The following is a 17,751-nucleotide window of genomic DNA, read 5'->3' as shown; positions in this document are numbered from 1 at the left end:
TCCAAACGGGAGGAGGGGATGATATCGCCTGTAGTCGCGGGCCCGAAGGGAGGAGAGGGCCGCGCGAATTCCATCGTATCGGCTTAGCGCGGAGCCTTGCCGTAGGCGGCTTCAAGCGCGATGGATTTGATCATCGAGCGCGAGATGCCAAGATCGTTCAGTTCGCGGTCGGTGCAGCTTTGCAACTCGGACACGGTCCGGTTGTAGAGCCGGCGCGCGGCAAGCGCGTCTGCAAACTGGCTCTTGATCTCGGCGAGCCGGTCGCCGAAAGAAAGAAAAGATGAACGAGAGCCCGCTACATAGGCCATTGGTTGTACCTCAATCAGAGTCTGTCGCGCGGTATCGGACCCATTTCCGAAGCGCTTTGGATGTCGGGGCGTTCTGCCTCTTGCGGATAGAAGATAGCCCCATGCTGCGGATGCACAATCCCCCTCCTTTCATTGCTGCCATGCAGAAATTGCATATCAACCGCCCTTGTTTTGCAGCTTTTTTGAGCAATGCCTATGAAAGGCGCTGCTTTTTCGAACAGGCAGTTCCGGCTGTTTTTCTTAGGTGTGTTTTTCGCGGTTCAGGCGATTTGGGTCCAACGGGTGACGCTGTCTTGGCTGGCGTGGGAACGGACCGGCTCTGCTGCGTTTGTGGGGCTGGTTGCCGGGCTCAGCTTGTTGCCGACTTTGTTGACCGGCCCGCTTTTCGGGGTCATCGCGGATCGGGTTGATATTCGGCGGGCTTCTGTCGTCACAAATACCGCTCAGGTGGTATGCATTACGGCTTTGGCGTTGTCTTTACCGTGGATTGGCGCGCCCGGTTTGGCTGTGGCGGCCCTGGCGATCGGGTTGGTCAGTTCGGCGCATCACCCGGTGCGGATGTCGCTCGGGCCGCGCTTGGTGCCGCCTGATTTGGTGCAGCATGTGGTGTCGGCCACGGCGCTCAATTTCAACATTGCGAGACTGGTCGCTCCGGCCGGAGCGGGGTTGATCATCGCGCAATTCGGTGCGCCGGTCGCACTTTGGGTGGCGGTGGTCTTCTATCTGCCGATGTTGGTTGTTCTGACGCAATTGACGCCGCGAAGCTTGCCGCCGCGCCCGCCGCGCGCCTTCTTTCGCGAATTGCTCGATGGGCTGCACTATGCCCGCGACACGCGACTGATCCGCATGGCGTTTCTGTTGACCTTGATCTTTGCGACACAGGTGCGCGGCGCGCTGGAGGTGTTGCCGGTCTTGGCCGACGGCGCATTTCAACGCGGTGCGGAGGGCTTGGGGTTGCTGACGGCGGCGGCGGGCGCTGGCGCGTTGCTGGCCGCGATCGCGAAGGCTTTGGGTTTGGGGGCCGTTGGCGCACGTATTCCACCAGCGGTGTATGTCGTCGGGCTGGCCGGGCAGGGAGCGGTGATCGCCATGGGGCTTGCGCCGATCTGGCCCGTCGCGCTGGCGGCGACAGCCCTGGCGGGGTTCTGCGCCACCTGGTCGGGGGTGAGCCTCCAATCGGCGATCCAGACCGATTTGCCCGATGACCTGCGCGGCCGGGTGATGAGCCTTTGGACTGTCGTGGGGTTCGGCACCGTGGCGCTTGGCGCTTTTGCCATTGGGGGCTTGGCGGAGTGGGTCGGGATTGGTCTGGCTTTGGTGATGGCGGGTGTTGCCGGCGCATTGTGCCAGATCCTTCTTGTCCTATGGGGTGCGCGGCGATGAAAACTGCCCTATGTGGTGGACAAACCTGACCAATTCCCGCCGAAAGCCGAGGCTGACGCCTGATGACTGTGACGAAGCAAACTGTAGTTGAGGCGCTCGCCGCGCTGACTTTGCCGGATGGCGGCGATTTGATGAGCCGGGATTTGGTGCGAGCGATCCAGGTCCACGGCGACCATGTGAGTTTTGTCATTGAGGTAGAGGGTCCAGATCAGGCGCCGAAAATGGAGCCTGTGCGTCTGGCGGCCGAGCAATTGATCGTGAAACTGCCGGGCGTGCGTACAGCGACCGTGGCGTTGACCGCGCATGGTCCGGCGGCGAAGGGGCCAGCGCGCGCTGCCGAGCCGGCGGCAGATCCGCCCAATCTCACAATTGGTCAGCACCCGAAGCCTCAGGCCGAGCCGATGAACCCCAAAGGCGTGGCCCGCATCATCGCAATCGGGTCCGGCAAGGGAGGCGTGGGGAAGTCCACCGTCACTTCAAACCTTGCGGTGGCCTTGGCGAAACAGGGGCGTAAAGTTGGCTTGTTGGATGCCGACTTTTACGGCCCGTCGCAGCCACGGATGATGGGCGTGAACCAGCGCCCCTCTCTCCAGATGGCAAGACAATCATTCCGCTGCGCAACCATGGCGTCACATGCATGTCGCTCGGCTTTCTGTTGCCGGAAGAGAAAGCGGTGGCGTGGCGCGGGGCGATGTTGATGGGCGCGCTGCAGCAGATGCTCGGGCAGGTGGAATGGGGCACGCTCGACGTGCTCTTGGTCGACCTGCCGCCCGGCACGGGCGATGTGGCGATGACCTTGTGTCAACGCGCCAAGCTGACCGGGGCGATTGTGGTTTCCACGCCGCAGGACGTGGCGCTTTTGGATGCGCGCAAGGCGCTCAATATGTTTGAGATGTTGGAGACACCAGTATTGGGCCTGATCGAAAACATGTCGACCTATGCCTGCCCCAAATGCGGGCATGAAGCGCATATTTTTGGTCAAGGTGGAGTCGAGGCTGCCGCCAAGCAGATGGGATTGCCGTTCTTGGGCGCCTTGCCGATCTCCCTCGAAACGCGGATCGCGGGAGACAGTGGTGTGCCGATTGCCGTGGGAGATGGGGCAATGGCGGATGTATATGGCGCGCTTGCGGCGCGCTTGGTGGCTGACGGGATGGCTTGAGGCAGGCGGCGGCGCGCCTCGCGCTCCCGAAAGGGAGCCCTCGGCCCGCCGGGTTGCCACGGTGATTTGGCAAGCCGCGCAAAACAGCGGATCGACACCGTTTTCCGTGAGGCTGAAGGGGTGATTCGGGCTTTCGAAGCCTCAATCCATCCAAAAATCGCCAAAACATGCCATCAGGCTGGGGTTTTTTCCCATAATCGGGTGATGAGTGACCGCGCCTATATGTAGGCTCCTCGTGTTTCATAGGTACAACCTATGGGGTCGGGAGGGTCGTTTGGGCCGCCATGTGTTGTGGTTATTGGGCTGTTGAGTCAGGTGAATGGAAAAAATTCCCACAAAAAGGGATTGATTGGGAAAAACTTCCGTGCCACAAATCTTGCACAGCAGTTGAGAACGTACCGGACCCAACGAGGTCTGGACCAAAAACAAAAAATGGCAGGTTTTATACAGGCACTCTCACATGCTGAACAAAGAGATCCGGCGCGCAAGCGAGCAGACATCCCCCCAGGTGGCCTGCGCAGTCGGACACCCAGAAATGGGACGAGGGCGGCGGATTGGGCAGTGGCAGCTTGCTCGATCCGCCGTTGTCCGTTTCGGACGGCGAAGGTGAGGCGTTGAAAAAGGACGCGGGACAGTGGAACGCAGGTTTCAGGGTGAAAGCCTGAACAAAGTCGATGGAAAGGGCCGGGTCTCGATCCCGGTCAAGTTTCGTCGCGTCCTGCAAAACTCCGACAAGCATTACGCACCCGGTGGCGCACCGCGTCTTTACATTGCTTATGGCAATCCAAGCGCCAAGTTTCTTGAATGTCTGTCAGGTGACGCGTTCGATGAGATCGATGCGCTGATCCAGGCGGAGCAGCGCGGCACGCCGCTGCGCGCGGCGCTTGAGCATCTCTATTACTCAAAATGTGACGAGACGAGCGTGGATGACACGGGTCGTCTGGTCCTGCCGCCTGCGGCGCGGGATAAAATCGCGCTTGGCCCTGAGGCGTTGTTCCAGGGCAAGGGCGACAAATTCCATATCCTCAACCCCGAAGATGGCGCCGCCGCGGAGGAGGATATCGAGACCATGTTGGCGGCACTGGGGCAGGGCAATGAGTTCTTCGATCCGCTTTCGCTTGCGGGAAAGGCCGGGACAGGGCGCCCGGATGACGGAGGTGCGTGATCATGGCCGAGCGGCCCAACCGCCTGCCCGCGTCTCCGCATATTCCTGTTTTGTTGGCGCCGCTTCTGCGCGCGGTCGCGCCGGTGGGCGGCGTTTGGCTGGATGGAACCTTCGGCGCTGGTGGTTACGCCCGTGGCTTGCTTGAAGCGGGGGCCGAAACCGTGATTGGCGTGGATCGCGACCCTTTGGCCTTTGAGATGGCCAGCGATTGGGCCAGCGCGTTCGGAGATCGCTTGGTGTTGGTCGCAGGCGAGTTTGGCGATTTGGATGAACATGCGCGGACGGCTGGATATCCAGAACTGGACGGGGTCGTGTTGGATCTGGGCGTCTCCTCAATGCAGCTTGATCAAGCCGAGCGCGGGTTTTCGTTCCGCAATGATGGGCCGCTCGACATGCGGATGGGGCAGGCGGGGCTTTCGGCCGAAGACCTGGTGAATGAGGCCCCTGAGGCGCTTTTGGCCGACATTCTCTATCATTATGGTGAAGAGCGGGCGGCGCGCCGGATTGCCCGGTCGATTGTCGCGGCCCGCGCGGAACGCCGGATTACGCGGACGGCGGAACTCGCTGCTATTGTTGAGAAAAACCTGCCGCGTGCCAAGCCCGGACAGAGCCATCCGGCGACCCGGAGTTTTCAGGCGATCCGGATCGCGGTGAATGATGAATTGGGTCAACTGGCCGAAGGTCTGCAAGCCGCCGAGCGCGCGCTCAAACCGGGCGGTCAGTTGGCGGTTGTGAGCTTTCACTCGATCGAAGACCGGATCGTGAAGCGGTTCTTGCAAGATCGCGCCAGCAGCGGCGGTGGCGGGTCGCGCTATGCACCAGAAGAAGCCGCGCGGACCCCAGGTTTTGAACTGACCCCGCGCCGGGCGATCGCGCCGGACTCCGAAGAACTGGACGCAAACCCAAGGGCGCGCTCCGCGAAGCTGCGTGTCGCGCGGCGCACCGATGCGCCGTCCGCTCCGGTCAGCCGCGAGACCCTGGGCCTGCCGCAATTGGCGGAGGGGATGTAAGATGCGGGGATTCGCGAGTTTTCTGGCGGCATTGGCGGTGATCGGGCTCGGCTATTGGGCGTATCACCAAAACATCCTGACGCAGCATTCGATCCGCGAGGTCGAGCAGTTGCAGCGGCAGATTGGCGTCGAGCGTGAGCGCCTATCGGTTCTGCGCGCCGAATGGGCCTATCTCAATCGTCCGGACCGGCTCCGCGAATTGGCGGATTTGAACTTCGAGCGCCTCGGCTTGATGCCGATGACGCCGGAGCATTTCGGCGATGTGCATCAGGTCGTATATCCAACCCTGCTTGACCAATTGATCGACGAGGCGCTGATCGATAGCGCTTCAAGCCCGGAGATGCTGCCATGACGCTCCGCACGCCATTGCGCCCTCTGACCCGCATCCTCCGTGCGCGCGAACATGGGGAGAACCCGGACGCGATTGAACGCGAGAACCTACGTCTGCGTCATGAGGCGATGCGCGATAAGATGCGGCAGCGGGCAGAAACGCGGCTCTTACTCCTTGCGATGTGTTTCTTCGCGGCCTTCATCACAGTCGGCCTGCGCATGTCGACACTCGCCGCGAGCGAACCGGAGGAGCCGCGCATCGCGACCTCGGGTTCGGCGATTTTGAACACTCGGGCCGATATCGTGGACCGGCAGGGCCGGGTCTTGGCGACCAATCTGGTAACGAATTCGCTCTATGCGCACCCGCATGAAATCATCGACCCTGCCACGGCGGCGCGTGGGTTGGCTCAGATTTTCCCTGATCTGGATGAGGAAACGCTTTTGCGTCGCTTCACCTCGGACAGCCGCTTCATCTGGCTCCGGCGGTATATCTCGCCGGAACAAGAGCAACTCGTTCATGATCTGGGCGAGCCCGGATTGCTGTTCGGCCCGCGCGAGATGCGGCTCTATCCCAATGGCTCTGTCGCCGCGCATATCCTGGGTGGCGCAGGTTTTGGGGAAGAGGCAGTAAACGCGGCGGAAGTGATCGGCGTCGCCGGCGTTGAGGCGCGGTTCGACGATGCATTGCGCGATCCGGCGCGTGACGGCGCACCGTTGGAGCTCTCCATTGACCTGACAGTGCAGGCTGCTGTCGAACAGGTGCTGGCCGGCGGCATGGTGATTATGAACGCGCGTGGCGCGTCCGCCGTGTTGATGGATGTGCATACGGGCGAAATCCGCGCCATGGCGTCGTTGCCCGATTTCGACCCAAATGCCCGCCCGGCACCGCTGACCGAAGGCGAACAGGCCGACAGCCCGCTGTTCAACCGCGCGCTGCAAGGTGTCTATGAGCTTGGCTCCGTCTTCAAGATGTTCACCGTCGCGCAGGCGCTGAACGAGGGGGTGGTCAATCCGGAGACGATCATTGATACCGCCGGGCCGCTTCGTATGGCCGGGTTCTCGATCTCGGATTTTCGCAATTATGGCTCGCGCCTCTCGGTCACCGAAGTGATGATCCATTCCTCGAATATCGGCACCGCGCGCATCGCGCAGATGCTGGGCGCAGAGCGGCAGCAACGTTTCTTAGAACAGCTCGGCTTTTTCCAGCCGACGCTGGTGGAGATGATCGAGGCGCCTTCTGGCCGTCCGCTTCTGCCGCAGCGATGGGGCGAGTTGGCGACGATGACCGTTTCTTATGGTCACGGTATTTCGACGTCGCCGATCCACCTCGCCGCAGCTTATGCATCAATCACCAATGGCGGCACGTTGATCCGACCGACATTGTTGCTCCAAGACGGGCCGCAGAATGGTGAACGGATCGTGTCGGAGGAGGTCTCTGAGCAAATCCGGAGCATATTGCGCAATGTGGTGACCGAAGGCACGTCCAGTTTGGGCGATGTCGAAGGCTATGCGGTGGGCGGCAAAACCGGATCGGCGGATAAGCCGCGCCCGAATGGTGGCTATTATGAGGATCGGGTTCTGTCCACGTTTGCCAGCGTCTTCCCGGCCCATGATCCGCGTTATGTATTGATCTTGACCCTTGATGAGCCGGAGATCGTGGCTTTGGGCGAGGCACGGCGGACAGCCGGTTGGACGGCTGTGCCCGTCGCCGCCGAAGTGATCCGCAGGGTTGCGCCGCTTTTGGGATTGAGACCAGAGATTGAACCTCAGGACGGCTTTCAGCTATCCAGCGCCTCAGAATAGAGTTCGGGGGAATCGGCCATGGCGCCAAGGGCAAAACCGCTATCGGCGCTTGGACTGACCCCCACCAGGGGCGCGGATGTGACCGTCACGAGTGTGAGCCTCGATAGCCGCGAGGTCAAACCGGGGCATCTTTTCGCGGCTTTGCCCGGCACCCAAGTTCATGGTGCGGAGTTCATCCAATATGCCGTGCGGATGCAGGCTGCGGCGGTTCTGACCGACCGGGCAGGCGCGGAGATTGCGGCGGATCATCTGGGCGATGTCGCGCTGATTGTGGTTGAGGAGCCGCGCGCGGCGCTGGCTCATGCAGCCGCCCTTTGGTTCGGGGCGCAGCCCGAGACGATCGTCGCGGTGACCGGGACAAATGGCAAAACCTCGGTCGCCAGCTTCACCCGGCAGATTTGGGCCGCTTTGGGCCATGACGCCGTGAATATCGGCACAACCGGCATCGAAGGGGCGTTTGCCGCGCCGGGGATTCATACAACCCCGGATGCGCTGACCTTGCAGAAAGTCTTGGCCGAAATGGGCGAGGCGGGGGTGACCCATGTGGCGATGGAAGCGTCCTCCCATGGGCTTGATCAGCATCGGATGGACGCTGTGCGCTTGGCCGCCGCTGCCTTCACCAATTTGACCCAGGATCACCTGGATTATCACCGCACGATGGAGATTATTTCCAAGCCAAGCTGCGGCTTTTCACCGAGCTTTTGCCCGAAGAGGCCACGGCGGTGGTCAATCTGGACGATCCAAGAGGCGCGGCTGTGGTCGAAGCTTGCGCAGAGCGGGAGATCGAGGCGATCACCATTGGCCAATATGCCGAAGACGCGCGGCTGAAAATCACCGGGCGGCGGTTGGATGAGGCGGGGCAAGATGTGCTGTTCCGCTGGCAGGGACAGAACTATCAGACCCGGCTGGATTTGATCGGCGGGTTCCAGGCGATGAATGTGCTGACCGCCGCCGGGCTGGTGATTGCAGGCGGGGCCGAGGCCGAAGCGGTCTTTGCTGTGCTGCCGCAGCTTGAAGGCGTGCGGGGGCGGATGCAGCTGGCCGCGAAACGCAGCTTTGGTGCACCCGTTTTTGTTGATTATTCTCATACCCCGGATTCACTCGAAACTGCCCTGAAGGCGCTGCGCCCGCATGTGCTGGGCCGGTTGATCGTCGTCTTTGGCGCGGGCGGGGATCGTGACCGGGGCAAACGCCCCTTGATGGGCAAAGCGGCGGCGGAGAATGCGGATGTGCTCTTTGTCACCGATGATAATCCACGCAGCGAAGACCCGGCCGTAATCCGCGCTGCCGTGATGGAAGGCTGTCCCGACGCGATCAATGTGGGGGACAGGGCCGAGGCGATTTTGCGCGGCGTCGATGCACTGCAACCCGGCGATGCGTTGTTGATCGCGGGCAAGGGGCATGAAACCGGCCAGACCATTGGCGATGTGGTGTATCCGTTTGACGATGTGGAACAGGCGAGCGTGGCCGTGGCCGCGCTAGAGGGGGCGATATGACCGTGCTGTGGACTGCCGCCGAGGCCGCCGCCGCGACGGGCGGGCAAGTCACCGGGGATTGGGTCGCGAGCGGTGTGTCGATTGATACGCGGATGCTTGCACCCGGCGATTTGTTCGTGGCGCTGACGGATATCCGCGACGGGCATGACTTTGTGGCCCAAGCTTTGGAAAAGGGGGCGGCGGCGGCATTGGTCAGCCATCGGCCCGCAGATGTCGCCCAAGATGCGCCGCTCCTGATCGTGCCGGATGTCTTGGAGGCGCTGGCCGATCTGGGACGGGCCGGACGGGCACGGATGAGCGGTCAGGTGATCGCGATTACCGGGTCCGTGGGGAAAACCACAACGAAAGACATGCTGCGTGTGGCGTTGGAGCCGCAAGGGCGCACCCATGTGGCCGAAGCGAGTTACAACAATCAATGGGGTGTCCCGCTGACGCTGACGCGGATGCCGGCGGACACGGAATTCGCTGTGATCGAGATAGGGATGAACGCGCCGGGTGAGATTGCCCCTTTGAGCCGAATGGCCCGGCCACATGTGGCCATGGTAACCACCGTAGCGGCGGTGCATCTGGAAGCTTTTGGTGTTATCGAGGGCATCGCCCGGGAGAAGGCCAGCATTTTTGAGGGTTTGGAGCCCGGCGGTGTGGCATTGATCAATGCCGATTTGGAGACCACGCCGATCCTGGAATCTGCGGCGCAGGACGCCGCTGCGCGCTTGGTCCATTTCGGGGAGAGGCAGGGGCTGCCGGTCCGTTTGGAGACGGTCACGTTGAGTGATGCGGCAACGGTTATTCAGGCTGATCTGCAGGACACCCCGATCTTGTTCAAACTCACCGCGCCGGGGCGGCATCTGGCCCTCAATGCCCTTGCCGCCTTGGCGGCGGTTGAGGCCGTGGGCGCGGATGTCACCCGCGCCGCCTTGGCGCTTGGCGCTTGGGAAGCAGTGATCGGGCGCGGCAAGCGCGAGCGGATCGTGTTGGATCTGGCCGAAGATCGCGCGGTCGAGATGATCGACGATGCGTTCAACGCCAGCCCCGCCGCGATGGAAGCCAGCTTGGAGGTCTTGGCGGCCGCCACGCCCGAGGGGCGCGGGCGCAGGGTCGCGGTTTTGGGCGATATGTTGGAACTCGGACCAGACGCGCCTGCGATGCACGCGGCTCTGGCCGATTTGCCCTCCATGGCGGCGGTTGATCTGGTCTGCACCACCGGGCCATTGATGGCCGCCTTAGATGCGGTCTTGCCCGCTGACAAACGCGGGCCGCATGTGGAGACGGCGCAAGAGATGGCGCATATCCTGCCGGGGCTTTTGCAACCGGGCGATATCGTGCTGATCAAAAGTTCCAAGGGCACGAAACTCTCCCTCGCGGTTGACGCGCTACGGAAACTGGGGCAAGCGATTGCGGATAAAGCGTAAGGAAACCGCTATATGTTGTTTTGGCTAAGCGAGCTGTCTGACGGCGGCGATTTTTTCAATCTTTTCCGATATATCACCTTTCGGGCCGGGGCGGCCTTTTTCACGGCGCTGATTTTCGGGTTCATCTTCGGGCGCCCGCTGATCAATGCGTTGCGTCGGAAATACGCCAATGGGCAGCCGATCCGCGAGGATGGCCCGGCGCATCACATTGCCACCAAATCTGGCACGCCGACCATGGGCGGGCTGTTGATCTTGGCCGCTTTGACGCTCTCAACCTTGCTCTGGGCGCGGCTTGATAACCCCTATGTCTGGCTGGTTTTGCTGGTCACTGTGGCCTTCGGGCTGGTCGGATTTGCTGATGATTGGGCGAAGGTCAGCCGGAACAACACCAAGGGTGTGCCGGGGCGTATTCGCTTTGGTATCGGTTTGGTGATCGCAGGCGTCGCGGGCTATGTCGCGACGCAACTCCACCCTGATGGTTTGGCGTTTCAACTGGCGGTGCCGGTTTTTAAGGATGTCTTGGTCAATCTGGGCTTTCTCTTCGTGCCCTTCGCGATGATCGTGATTGTTGGTAGCGCCAATTCGGTGAACCTAACCGATGGGCTGGACGGGCTGGCGATCATGCCCGTGATGATTGCGGCGGGCACGTTGGGTGTGATCGCCTATGCGGTGGGCCGGGTCGATTTCACCGATTATCTCGATGTGCATTACGTGCCAGGTACCGGTGAGTTGTTGATCTTCACGGCCGGTCTAATCGGCGGCGGCCTGGGCTTCCTCTGGTATAACGCGCCCCCGGCGGCGGTGTTCATGGGCGATACCGGGTCGCTGGCTTTGGGCGGCGCGCTTGGCGCGATTGCCGTGGCCACCAAACATGAGATTGTTTTGGCGATTGTCGGCGGGTTGTTTGTAGCAGAGGCGCTGTCGGTCATCTTGCAGGTGATTTACTTCCGATCCACCGGCAAACGGGTGTTTCTGATGGCGCCGATCCACCACCATTTCGAGAAGAAGGGCTGGGCCGAGCCGCAGGTGGTGATCCGGTTTTGGATCATCTCGCTGATCCTCGCGCTGATCGGCCTGGCCACCCTGAAGCTGCGCTGATGACGCGCCCGGCGACTCCGACCGCTTTGGTGACTGGCGGCAATCGCGGGATCGGTCGGGCGATTGCGGCGGGCTTGCGGACCCAAGGATATCGCGTGGTGATTGGCGTCCGTGATCTGACGGAGGGGCAAGCCGTGGCGGGCGAAATTGGGGTTGAGGCGGTGCATCTGGACCTGCAAGATCCAAGCACATTTGACGCCGTTTTGGCCGAAATTGGCGGTGTCGATGTGTTGATGAACAATGCCGGCGTGTTGATCGAGACCAATATGATTGACGACCCGGAGGGGTTTCATACCTCTGTCGACGTGATGTTCCGCGCGCCCTATGAGATGATCCGGCTCTGTGCGCCACATATGCGGGCGCAAAACTGGGGGCGGATCGTGAATGTCTCCTCTGGTTGGGGCAGTTTTGACGAAGGTCTCGGCGGGCCCGGCGCCTATGGGGTTGCGAAGGCGGCGCTGAATGCGCTCACGCTCGCAATGGTGCGGGATTTGCCTGCAGGTGTGAAGATCAATGCGATGTGCCCGGGATGGGTGCGGACCCGGATGGGCGGCGCGGGCGCGAGCTTGAGCCCGGAAGAGGGCGCCGATACCGCCATATGGCTGGCGACATTGCCCGAAGATGGTCCGACGGGCGGGTTTTTCCGCCGTCGCGCGCCAATTGCATGGTAAGCGCCCGTAATCCAAAGGAGGCCCCTTCCGGGCCACGCGATATTTGACTGGCGCTTGTGGTCGGCGGGGTGATCCGATCTCAGGGGCTTGTAGAATGTGCGATGACGGGGCAGCCTTCTGCGCGACGATGAGAGATCAGAATAAGCTGGGGATGGGGCAGATATGATCCCGGTTCAAGGGTTTGAAGGCGCGACCGTGGCCGTGTTAGGGCTGGGCCGGTCTGGCTTGGCCGCCGCGCGGGCGTTGCAGGCGGGCGGTGCGGAGCCGTTGGTTTGGGATGATGGTGCGGCGGCGCGCGATCTGGCCGAGGCGGAGGGGTTTTCGCTTCGCGACCCATCGAAACCGGGCGCTTTGGAAGGGGTCGCCACGATGATCGTATCGCCGGGCATCCCTCATTTGTATCCGGCCCCGCATCCGGCCATTGCGGCGGCTTGGGCGGCGGGCGTGCCGGTCGACAATGATGTGGGACTGTTCTTCCGCTCGCTCGGCTCGGGCGATTGGATGGATCATCCAACCCCACCCCGGGTGATCGCGGTCACCGGTTCGAACGGGAAGTCGACCACCTCGGCGCTGATCCATCACTGCTTGGAAGAGGCCGATATCCCGGCGCAATTGGCGGGCAATATCGGCGTGGGCGTCCTGGATATCGAACCACCCATCGATGGCGAGGTGATCGTGCTGGAACTCTCCAGCTATCAAATCGACCTGGCCCGTGCCTTGACCCCGGATGTGGCGGTGTTCACCAATCTCTCGCCCGATCACCTGGATCGCCATGGCGGTATGGGCGGGTATTTCGCCGCCAAACGTCGGCTTTTTGCCGAAGGCGGACCGGATCGCGCGGTGATCGGTGTGGATGAGCGCGAAGGCCAGTATATGGCCAATCAACTGGTCGAAAGCCCGGCTGATGGGCGCTTGATCCGTGTGTCGGGGGTGCAGAAACTGTCTGGCCCTGGATGGGATATCGTGGCGCGCAAAGGCTGGCTCAGCGAGGCCCGAAAGGGGCGGCAGGTGGCCTCGATCGATCTGCGCGGCATTCGCGGGCTGCCAGGGGCGCATAACCATCAGAACGCGTGCTGTGCTTATGGGGCTTTACGCGCGCTCGGCGTCGCACCAAAGGCCATCGAAGCCGCGTTCCATAGTTTCGCCGGGCTGCCGCATCGGAGCCAGATTGTCGGTGAGAAAGACGGCGTTGTTTTTGTGAATGACAGCAAAGCCACCAATGTGGATGCGGCGGCCAAGGCACTGACTGCCTTTCCGAGCATCCGCTGGATTTGCGGCGGGCTGGAGAAAGAGGGCGGGCTAGACGGTCTCAAGTCGGCGCTTGGAACCGTTGTGAAGGCGTATGTCATAGGGCGCGAGGCGCAAGGCTTTGCCTTGCAACTGGGCGATGTGCCTCATGAGATTTGCACCGATATGGCAACGGCGGTGGACCGGGCCGCGGCAGAGGCCGCGCCGGGCGAGACCGTCTTGCTCGCCCCAGCTGCGGCAGTTTTGATCAGTACGACAACTTCGAGCAGCGCGGTCAGGATTTTATGGCTCACGTGTCCCGTCATCTGGCCGGATAGGGCCGCGCCGCAATCCGTGTTAGTCTCTGCCTGAAACCCGTTTCGGAAATCTTGCGGCAGGGAGGTCGATATGGCGGATGTGATCGGTGTGGGCGGCGTGTTTTTGCATTGCGCGGACCCGGATGCGACGAAATCTTGGTATGCGCGTGTCTTGGGGATGGTGCCGAACGATTATGGCGGGTTCGATTTCGGGCATCGTGAAAGCGCAAAGCAGTTTCCCGAAGGGGCGCGGACGATTTTTGCGCCATTTGCGGCGGATAGCGAGTATTTCAAACCGTCGACACTGCCGTTCATGCTGAACTTGATGGTTGATGATCTCGACGGAATGCTGGCCCGAGCGAAAGCCGAGGGTGTGGAAGAGTTGCAGCCGCGCGAAAATCTCGAATACGGGCAATTCGGCTGGATTCTGGACCACGATGGTCGCAAGATTGAGCTCTGGCAACCGCCAAGCTGAGATCGGCCACTCCCCGCCCATGGCTGTTGTTTTGCTGGCCCCGGGCACGATTTCGCGCTAAGCTGCCGCCCAGACCCGGAAAACCGGGCACAATGAGGCAGTATCGGGCGGTATCCCATGACGGAAATGGCGCATGGCACGGTGATCGTGCAATCGGGCGAGGCGATTCTGCCGCGCTGGTGGCGGACAGTGGACCGGGTCACCATTGGGTGCATCTTGGCCCTTTTCGCCATAGGTCTGCTCTTGGGCTTGGCGGCGTCGCCACCTTTGGCGGAGCGAAATGGCCATGATCCGTTTCACTATGTTTTGCGGCAAGCGGCCTTTGGCGGCTTGGCTCTGACGGTGATGGTGATGGTGTCCATGCTGACGCCGATCCAAATCCGGCGCCTCGCGGTTCTTGGGTTTTTCGCAGCGTTTGGGGCGCTGGCGCTCTTGCCTGCCTTTGGCACGGATTACGGGCAAGGCGCGGTGCGCTGGTATTCGCTTGGTTTCGCCAGTGTGCAGCCGTCGGAGTTCCTCAAGCCTGTCTACGTGATTTTCGTCGCCTGGATGGTGGCGGCCAGCCAAGAGGTGGGCGGCCCGCCGGGCAAGCTGGTCTCGCTGGTTGTGACGCTGACAATTGTTGGCTTCTTGGCGATGCAGCCCGATTTCGGGCAAGCGGCGCTGGTGCTGTTTGCCTGGTGTGTGATCTATTTTGTGGCCGGTGCGCCGATGCTGCTTTTGGGTTTGGTGGGGGCTGCGGTGGCCGTGGCCGGAACGGTGGCCTACTCCAATTCGGAACATTTCGCGCGTCGGATCGATGGGTTCCTTTCGGCAGAGCTCGACCCCAACACGCAGCTTGCCTATGCTACGAACGCGATCCGAGAGGGCGGCTTTTTCGGCGCGGGGCTGGGCGAGGGGGCCGTGAAATGGACCCTGCCGGATGCGCATACGGATTTCATCATCGCCGTGGCGGCGGAGGAATATGGGCTGGTGCTGGTTCTGGTGATCATCGCCCTCCTTGGGGCCATCGCGCTGCGTGGGTTCTTCCGGTTGATGAAGGAGCGGGATCCGTTCATCCGTCTCGCCGGTGCCGGGCTGGTGAGCCTTCTGGCCTTACAAGCGATCATCAATATGGGGGTCGCGGTACGGCTTCTGCCGGCCAAAGGCATGACCTTGCCGTTCGTGAGCTATGGTGGCTCAAGCTTGATTGCCACCGGCATTGCCATCGGCATGCTTCTGGCCCTGACCCGGACCCGTCCTCAAGGCGAAATCGGCGATATTCTTCTGTCGCGGCACCGGTAGGTCTATGACTGCATCGGCTCCACATCTGATCATCGCGGCTGGCGGCACTGGCGGGCACATGTTCCCGGCTCAGGCGCTGGCCGAGGCGATGTTGCGCCGGGGGTGGAAAGTGACGTTGTCCACCGATGCGCGCGGCGCGCGCTATACCGGTGGGTTCCCACATGTGGTGGAGGTGCGACAGGTCTCGTCAGCGACCTTCGCGCGTGGTGGGCTTCTGGCGAAACTGGCGACGCCGTTTCGGATTTTGGGGGCATTCTCGCGGCAACCGCGCGGATGGCGCGCGAAAAGCCAGCGGTCGTGGTTGGGTTCGGTGGTTATCCCTCGATCCCGGCGATGGGGGCGGCTTGGCTCACAGGGCGGCCGCGCATGTTGCACGAACAAAATGGCGTTTTGGGCCGGGTCAATCAGGTCTTCGCCAAACGCGTGGATGTGGTGGCTTGCGGGACTTGGCCAACCGAATTGCCCGACGGCACCAACGCGGTTCACACCGGCAATCCGGTGCGCGCAGCGGTGTTGGAACGCGCCGGGGCTGCCTATATCGCGCCGGGCGACTATCCAATGTCGGTTGTCGTGATTGGTGGAAGCCAGGGCGCGCGCATTCTCTCCGATGTGGTGCCGGAAGCGATTGCCGCTCTGCCTGAGCCGTTTCGCGCCAATATCCGTGTGGCGCAACAAGCGCGCCCGGAGGATCAGGCGCGTGTGGCCCAGGCCTATGCCGAGATGGGGGTCGATGCCGAGGTCGAGCCATTTTTCCGCGATATCCCACGTCGGCTTTCCGAAGCGCAACTGGTCATCAGCCGGTCGGGCGCGTCCTCGGTGGCCGATATTTCGATCATCGGACGCCCGTCTATTCTGGTGCCCTTCGCCGCGGCCGCCGCGGATCATCAGACGGCCAATGCTCGAGCTTTGGTTGAGGCCAATGCCGCGATTTTGATGCCCGAGAGCCAGTTTACACCGGAGAGCCTGGCCCAGCACATCACCGCCATTTTGAACCAGCCAAATGCCGCCTTGCAGATGTCGCTTGCCGCGCTTAGCACCGGGCTTCCCGACGCCACCGAGAGGCTGGCGGTTCTGGTCGAAGAATTGGCAAAGAAAGGTCAGTCATGAGCGCCGCCACCAAACTTCCCACCCAATTGGGGCCGATCCATTTCGTGGGCATCGGCGGGATCGGGATGTCTGGCATTGCAGAGGTTCTGTTGAACCACGGCTATGAGGTCCAGGGCTCGGATCTGAAGCCGTCCAAAATCACCGAGCGGTTGAATGGGTTGGGCGCGAAAATCTTCATCGGCCAGAAGGCGGAGAACTTGGAAGAGGCAGAGGTCGTGGTGATCTCCAGCGCGATCAAGCCGGGCAATGCCGAACTCGACGCGGCCCGCGCGATGGGCCTGCCGGTTGTCCGCCGGGCGGAGATGCTCGCCGAGCTGATGCGGATCAAATCCAACATCGCCGTCGCGGGGACGCATGGGAAGACCACAACCACGACCATGGTGGCGACCCTTCTCGACGCAGGTGGTGTCGATCCGACGGTGATCAATGGCGGGATCATCCATGCCTATGGGTCCAACGCGCGGATGGGGCAGGGCGAGTGGATGGTGGTCGAGGCCGATGAGAGCGACGGCACCTTCAACCGGCTGCCCGCCACCATCGCGATTGTCACCAATATCGACCCGGAGCATATGGAGCATTGGGGTACCGAAGAGGCCTTGCATCAGGGCTTTCTCGATTTCGTCTCCAACATTCCGTTTTATGGCTTGGCGGTCTGCTGCACCGATGATCCGGATGTGCAAACGCTTGTCGGAAAGATCACCGATCGCCGTGTGCTGACTTTTGGGTTCAATGCGCAGGCCGACGTGCGGGCGGTCAATCTGACCTATGCCAAAGGTGCGGCGCAGTTCGACATCGCGCTCCAGGCCGAAGGGCATGTGATCGAGGGGTGTACCCTTCCCATGCCAGGCGATCACAACGTTTCAAATGCCCTAGCCGCGGTCGCGGTCGCGCGGCATCTGGGTATGAAACAAAGCGAAATCCGCGATGCCCTGGCCGCGTTCAAAGGCGTCAACCGCCGCTTCACCAAAGTTGGCGAGGTGGATGGAGTGACCATCATCGACGACTATGGCCATCACCCGGTGGAGATTGCCGCCGTGTTGAAAGCGGCGCGCCAAGCGTGCGAGGGGCGGGTGATCGCGGTGCATCAACCGCACCGCTATAGCCGCCTTTCGTCGCTTTTCGAAGAGTTCTGCGCCTGTTTCAACGAGGCGGATGTGGTGGCAATTGCCGAGGTATTTGCGGCGGGCGAAGAGCCGATCGAGGGCGCGAGCCGGGATGATTTGGTGGCCGGATTGATCCGCCATGGCCACCGCCATGCGCGCGCGTTGCATCATGAGGATGACCTTGAGCGCCTCGTGCGCGAGCAAGCCCGCGCTGGCGATATGGTGGTCTGCCTCGGCGCGGGCACGATTTCCGCTTGGGCCCACGGTTTGCCCGACCGGTTATCGAAGCGTTAACCGTTATGATCGGGCCGGGCTTCCATTCCGTTGATCTGCTCAGGGCCCGGGCGCGGGTCTTGGCGTGTGGTCAAGTGGCCCTGCCTAGCCAGAGATCGAGAGCTGCCAT

13 protein-coding genes and 4 pseudogenes are annotated in these 17,751 nt (G+C 62.0%); 16 read left to right on the top strand and 1 reads right to left on the bottom strand.

Annotated features, from left to right (window positions below):
• Positions 1–83 precede the first annotated feature (83 nt).
• Positions 84–308, bottom strand: coding sequence for a DUF1127 domain-containing protein (locus QTA57_RS17280; RefSeq protein WP_145217212.1), 225 nt, complete (start codon positions 306–308; stop codon positions 84–86).
• 195 nt (positions 309–503) lie between these two features.
• On the opposite strand from QTA57_RS17280, the gene QTA57_RS17275 reads away from it, so the two are divergent.
• The 16 genes and pseudogenes from QTA57_RS17275 (at position 504) to murC (ending at position 17,642) form a co-directional block, all read left to right on the top strand.
• Positions 504–1,691, top strand: coding sequence for an MFS transporter (locus tag QTA57_RS17275; RefSeq protein ID WP_290152780.1), 1,188 nt, complete (start codon positions 504–506; stop codon positions 1,689–1,691).
• Positions 1,692–1,753: 62 nt separating this feature from the next.
• Positions 1,754–2,850 (top strand): annotated as a pseudogene (locus tag QTA57_RS17270) (Mrp/NBP35 family ATP-binding protein).
• Positions 2,851–3,484: 634 nt separating this feature from the next.
• Entirely contained in the window at positions 3,485–4,015 is a 531-nt protein-coding gene (locus QTA57_RS17265) for a division/cell wall cluster transcriptional repressor MraZ (RefSeq protein WP_216364870.1), read from the top strand.
• 2 nt (positions 4,016–4,017) lie between these two features.
• The gene (rsmH, locus tag QTA57_RS17260) at positions 4,018–5,025 is read left to right on the top strand and encodes a 16S rRNA (cytosine(1402)-N(4))-methyltransferase RsmH (protein WP_290152778.1); all 1,008 of its coding nucleotides are present in this window, start codon (positions 4,018–4,020) and stop codon (positions 5,023–5,025) included.
• Between the two features lies 1 nt (position 5,026).
• Positions 5,027–5,377 carry a cell division protein FtsL gene (ftsL, locus tag QTA57_RS17255; protein WP_290152776.1) on the top strand — a complete coding sequence of 117 codons (351 nt, stop codon included), beginning with the start codon at positions 5,027–5,029 and terminating at the stop codon, positions 5,375–5,377.
• Entirely contained in the window at positions 5,374–7,158 is a 1,785-nt protein-coding gene (locus tag QTA57_RS17250) for a peptidoglycan D,D-transpeptidase FtsI family protein (protein WP_290152772.1), read from the top strand. Before ftsL ends, QTA57_RS17250 begins: the two co-directional genes overlap by 4 nt.
• Before the next feature lie 18 nt (positions 7,159–7,176).
• Positions 7,177–8,654: pseudogene (locus QTA57_RS17245) on the top strand (UDP-N-acetylmuramoyl-L-alanyl-D-glutamate--2,6-diaminopimelate ligase).
• Positions 8,651–10,066: a UDP-N-acetylmuramoyl-tripeptide--D-alanyl-D-alanine ligase gene (locus tag QTA57_RS17240; protein WP_290152770.1), complete on the top strand. Its 1,416-nt coding sequence runs from the start codon at positions 8,651–8,653 to the stop codon at positions 10,064–10,066. Before QTA57_RS17245 ends, QTA57_RS17240 begins: the two are co-directional and overlap by 4 nt.
• 12 nt (positions 10,067–10,078) lie before the next feature.
• On the top strand, positions 10,079–11,164 hold the full coding sequence (gene mraY, locus QTA57_RS17235) for a phospho-N-acetylmuramoyl-pentapeptide-transferase (protein WP_290152768.1): 1,086 nt from the start codon (positions 10,079–10,081) through the stop codon (positions 11,162–11,164).
• On the top strand, positions 11,164–11,835 hold the full coding sequence (locus tag QTA57_RS17230) for an SDR family NAD(P)-dependent oxidoreductase (protein ID WP_290152766.1): 672 nt from the start codon (positions 11,164–11,166) through the stop codon (positions 11,833–11,835). The genes mraY and QTA57_RS17230 overlap by 1 nt, the downstream gene beginning before the upstream one ends.
• 162 nt (positions 11,836–11,997) lie before the next feature.
• Positions 11,998–13,400: pseudogene (gene murD / locus QTA57_RS17225) on the top strand (UDP-N-acetylmuramoyl-L-alanine--D-glutamate ligase).
• Between the two features lie 70 nt (positions 13,401–13,470).
• Complete coding sequence (locus QTA57_RS17220) at positions 13,471–13,854, top strand: VOC family protein (protein ID WP_290152764.1); 384 nt, start codon at positions 13,471–13,473, stop codon at positions 13,852–13,854.
• 117 nt (positions 13,855–13,971) lie between these two features.
• Positions 13,972–15,138, top strand: coding sequence for a peptidoglycan glycosyltransferase FtsW (locus QTA57_RS17215; protein WP_290152762.1), 1,167 nt, complete (start codon positions 13,972–13,974; stop codon positions 15,136–15,138).
• A gap of 4 nt (positions 15,139–15,142) precedes the next feature.
• Positions 15,143–15,513 (top strand): annotated as a pseudogene (locus QTA57_RS18695) (UDP-N-acetylglucosamine--N-acetylmuramyl-(pentapeptide) pyrophosphoryl-undecaprenol N-acetylglucosamine transferase); the annotation flags it as partial.
• Complete coding sequence (locus QTA57_RS17210; protein WP_407933524.1) at positions 15,505–16,245, top strand: UDP-N-acetylglucosamine--N-acetylmuramyl-(pentapeptide) pyrophosphoryl-undecaprenol N-acetylglucosamine transferase; 741 nt, start codon at positions 15,505–15,507, stop codon at positions 16,243–16,245. The pseudogene QTA57_RS18695 and the gene QTA57_RS17210, both read left to right, overlap by 9 nt.
• Positions 16,242–17,642 (top strand): UDP-N-acetylmuramate--L-alanine ligase, encoded by a 1,401-nt coding sequence (gene murC / locus QTA57_RS17205; protein ID WP_290152760.1) that lies wholly within the window; start codon positions 16,242–16,244, stop codon positions 17,640–17,642. Before QTA57_RS17210 ends, murC begins: the two co-directional genes overlap by 4 nt.
• Positions 17,643–17,751 lie beyond the last annotated feature (109 nt).

The organism is Fontisubflavum oceani (assembly GCF_030407165.1).
Taxonomy (GTDB): Bacteria; Pseudomonadota; Alphaproteobacteria; order Rhodobacterales; family Rhodobacteraceae; genus Rhodophyticola; species Rhodophyticola oceani.
This window is presented reverse-complemented; position numbering and strand designations above follow the sequence as displayed.

Bases quoted from the DNA above. Each gene is read 5' to 3' on its own strand.
- QTA57_RS17230 (WP_290152766.1), top strand. From the start codon at position 11,164: ATGACGCGCCCGGCGACTCCGACCGCTTTGGTGACTGGCGGCAATCGC.
- rsmH (WP_290152778.1), top strand. From the start codon at position 4,018: ATGGCCGAGCGGCCCAACCGCCTGCCCGCGTCTCCGCATATTCCTGTT.
- QTA57_RS17275 (WP_290152780.1), top strand. From the start codon at position 504: ATGAAAGGCGCTGCTTTTTCGAACAGGCAGTTCCGGCTGTTTTTCTTA.
- mraY (WP_290152768.1), top strand. From the start codon at position 10,079: ATGTTGTTTTGGCTAAGCGAGCTGTCTGACGGCGGCGATTTTTTCAAT.
- QTA57_RS17210 (WP_407933524.1), top strand. From the start codon at position 15,505: ATGTTGCACGAACAAAATGGCGTTTTGGGCCGGGTCAATCAGGTCTTC.
- QTA57_RS17220 (WP_290152764.1), top strand. From the start codon at position 13,471: ATGGCGGATGTGATCGGTGTGGGCGGCGTGTTTTTGCATTGCGCGGAC.
- ftsL (WP_290152776.1), top strand. From the start codon at position 5,027: ATGCGGGGATTCGCGAGTTTTCTGGCGGCATTGGCGGTGATCGGGCTC.
- QTA57_RS17215 (WP_290152762.1), top strand. From the start codon at position 13,972: ATGACGGAAATGGCGCATGGCACGGTGATCGTGCAATCGGGCGAGGCG.
- QTA57_RS17280 (WP_145217212.1), bottom strand. From the start codon at position 308: ATGGCCTATGTAGCGGGCTCTCGTTCATCTTTTCTTTCTTTCGGCGAC.
- QTA57_RS17240 (WP_290152770.1), top strand. From the start codon at position 8,651: ATGACCGTGCTGTGGACTGCCGCCGAGGCCGCCGCCGCGACGGGCGGG.
- murC (WP_290152760.1), top strand. From the start codon at position 16,242: ATGAGCGCCGCCACCAAACTTCCCACCCAATTGGGGCCGATCCATTTC.
- QTA57_RS17250 (WP_290152772.1), top strand. From the start codon at position 5,374: ATGACGCTCCGCACGCCATTGCGCCCTCTGACCCGCATCCTCCGTGCG.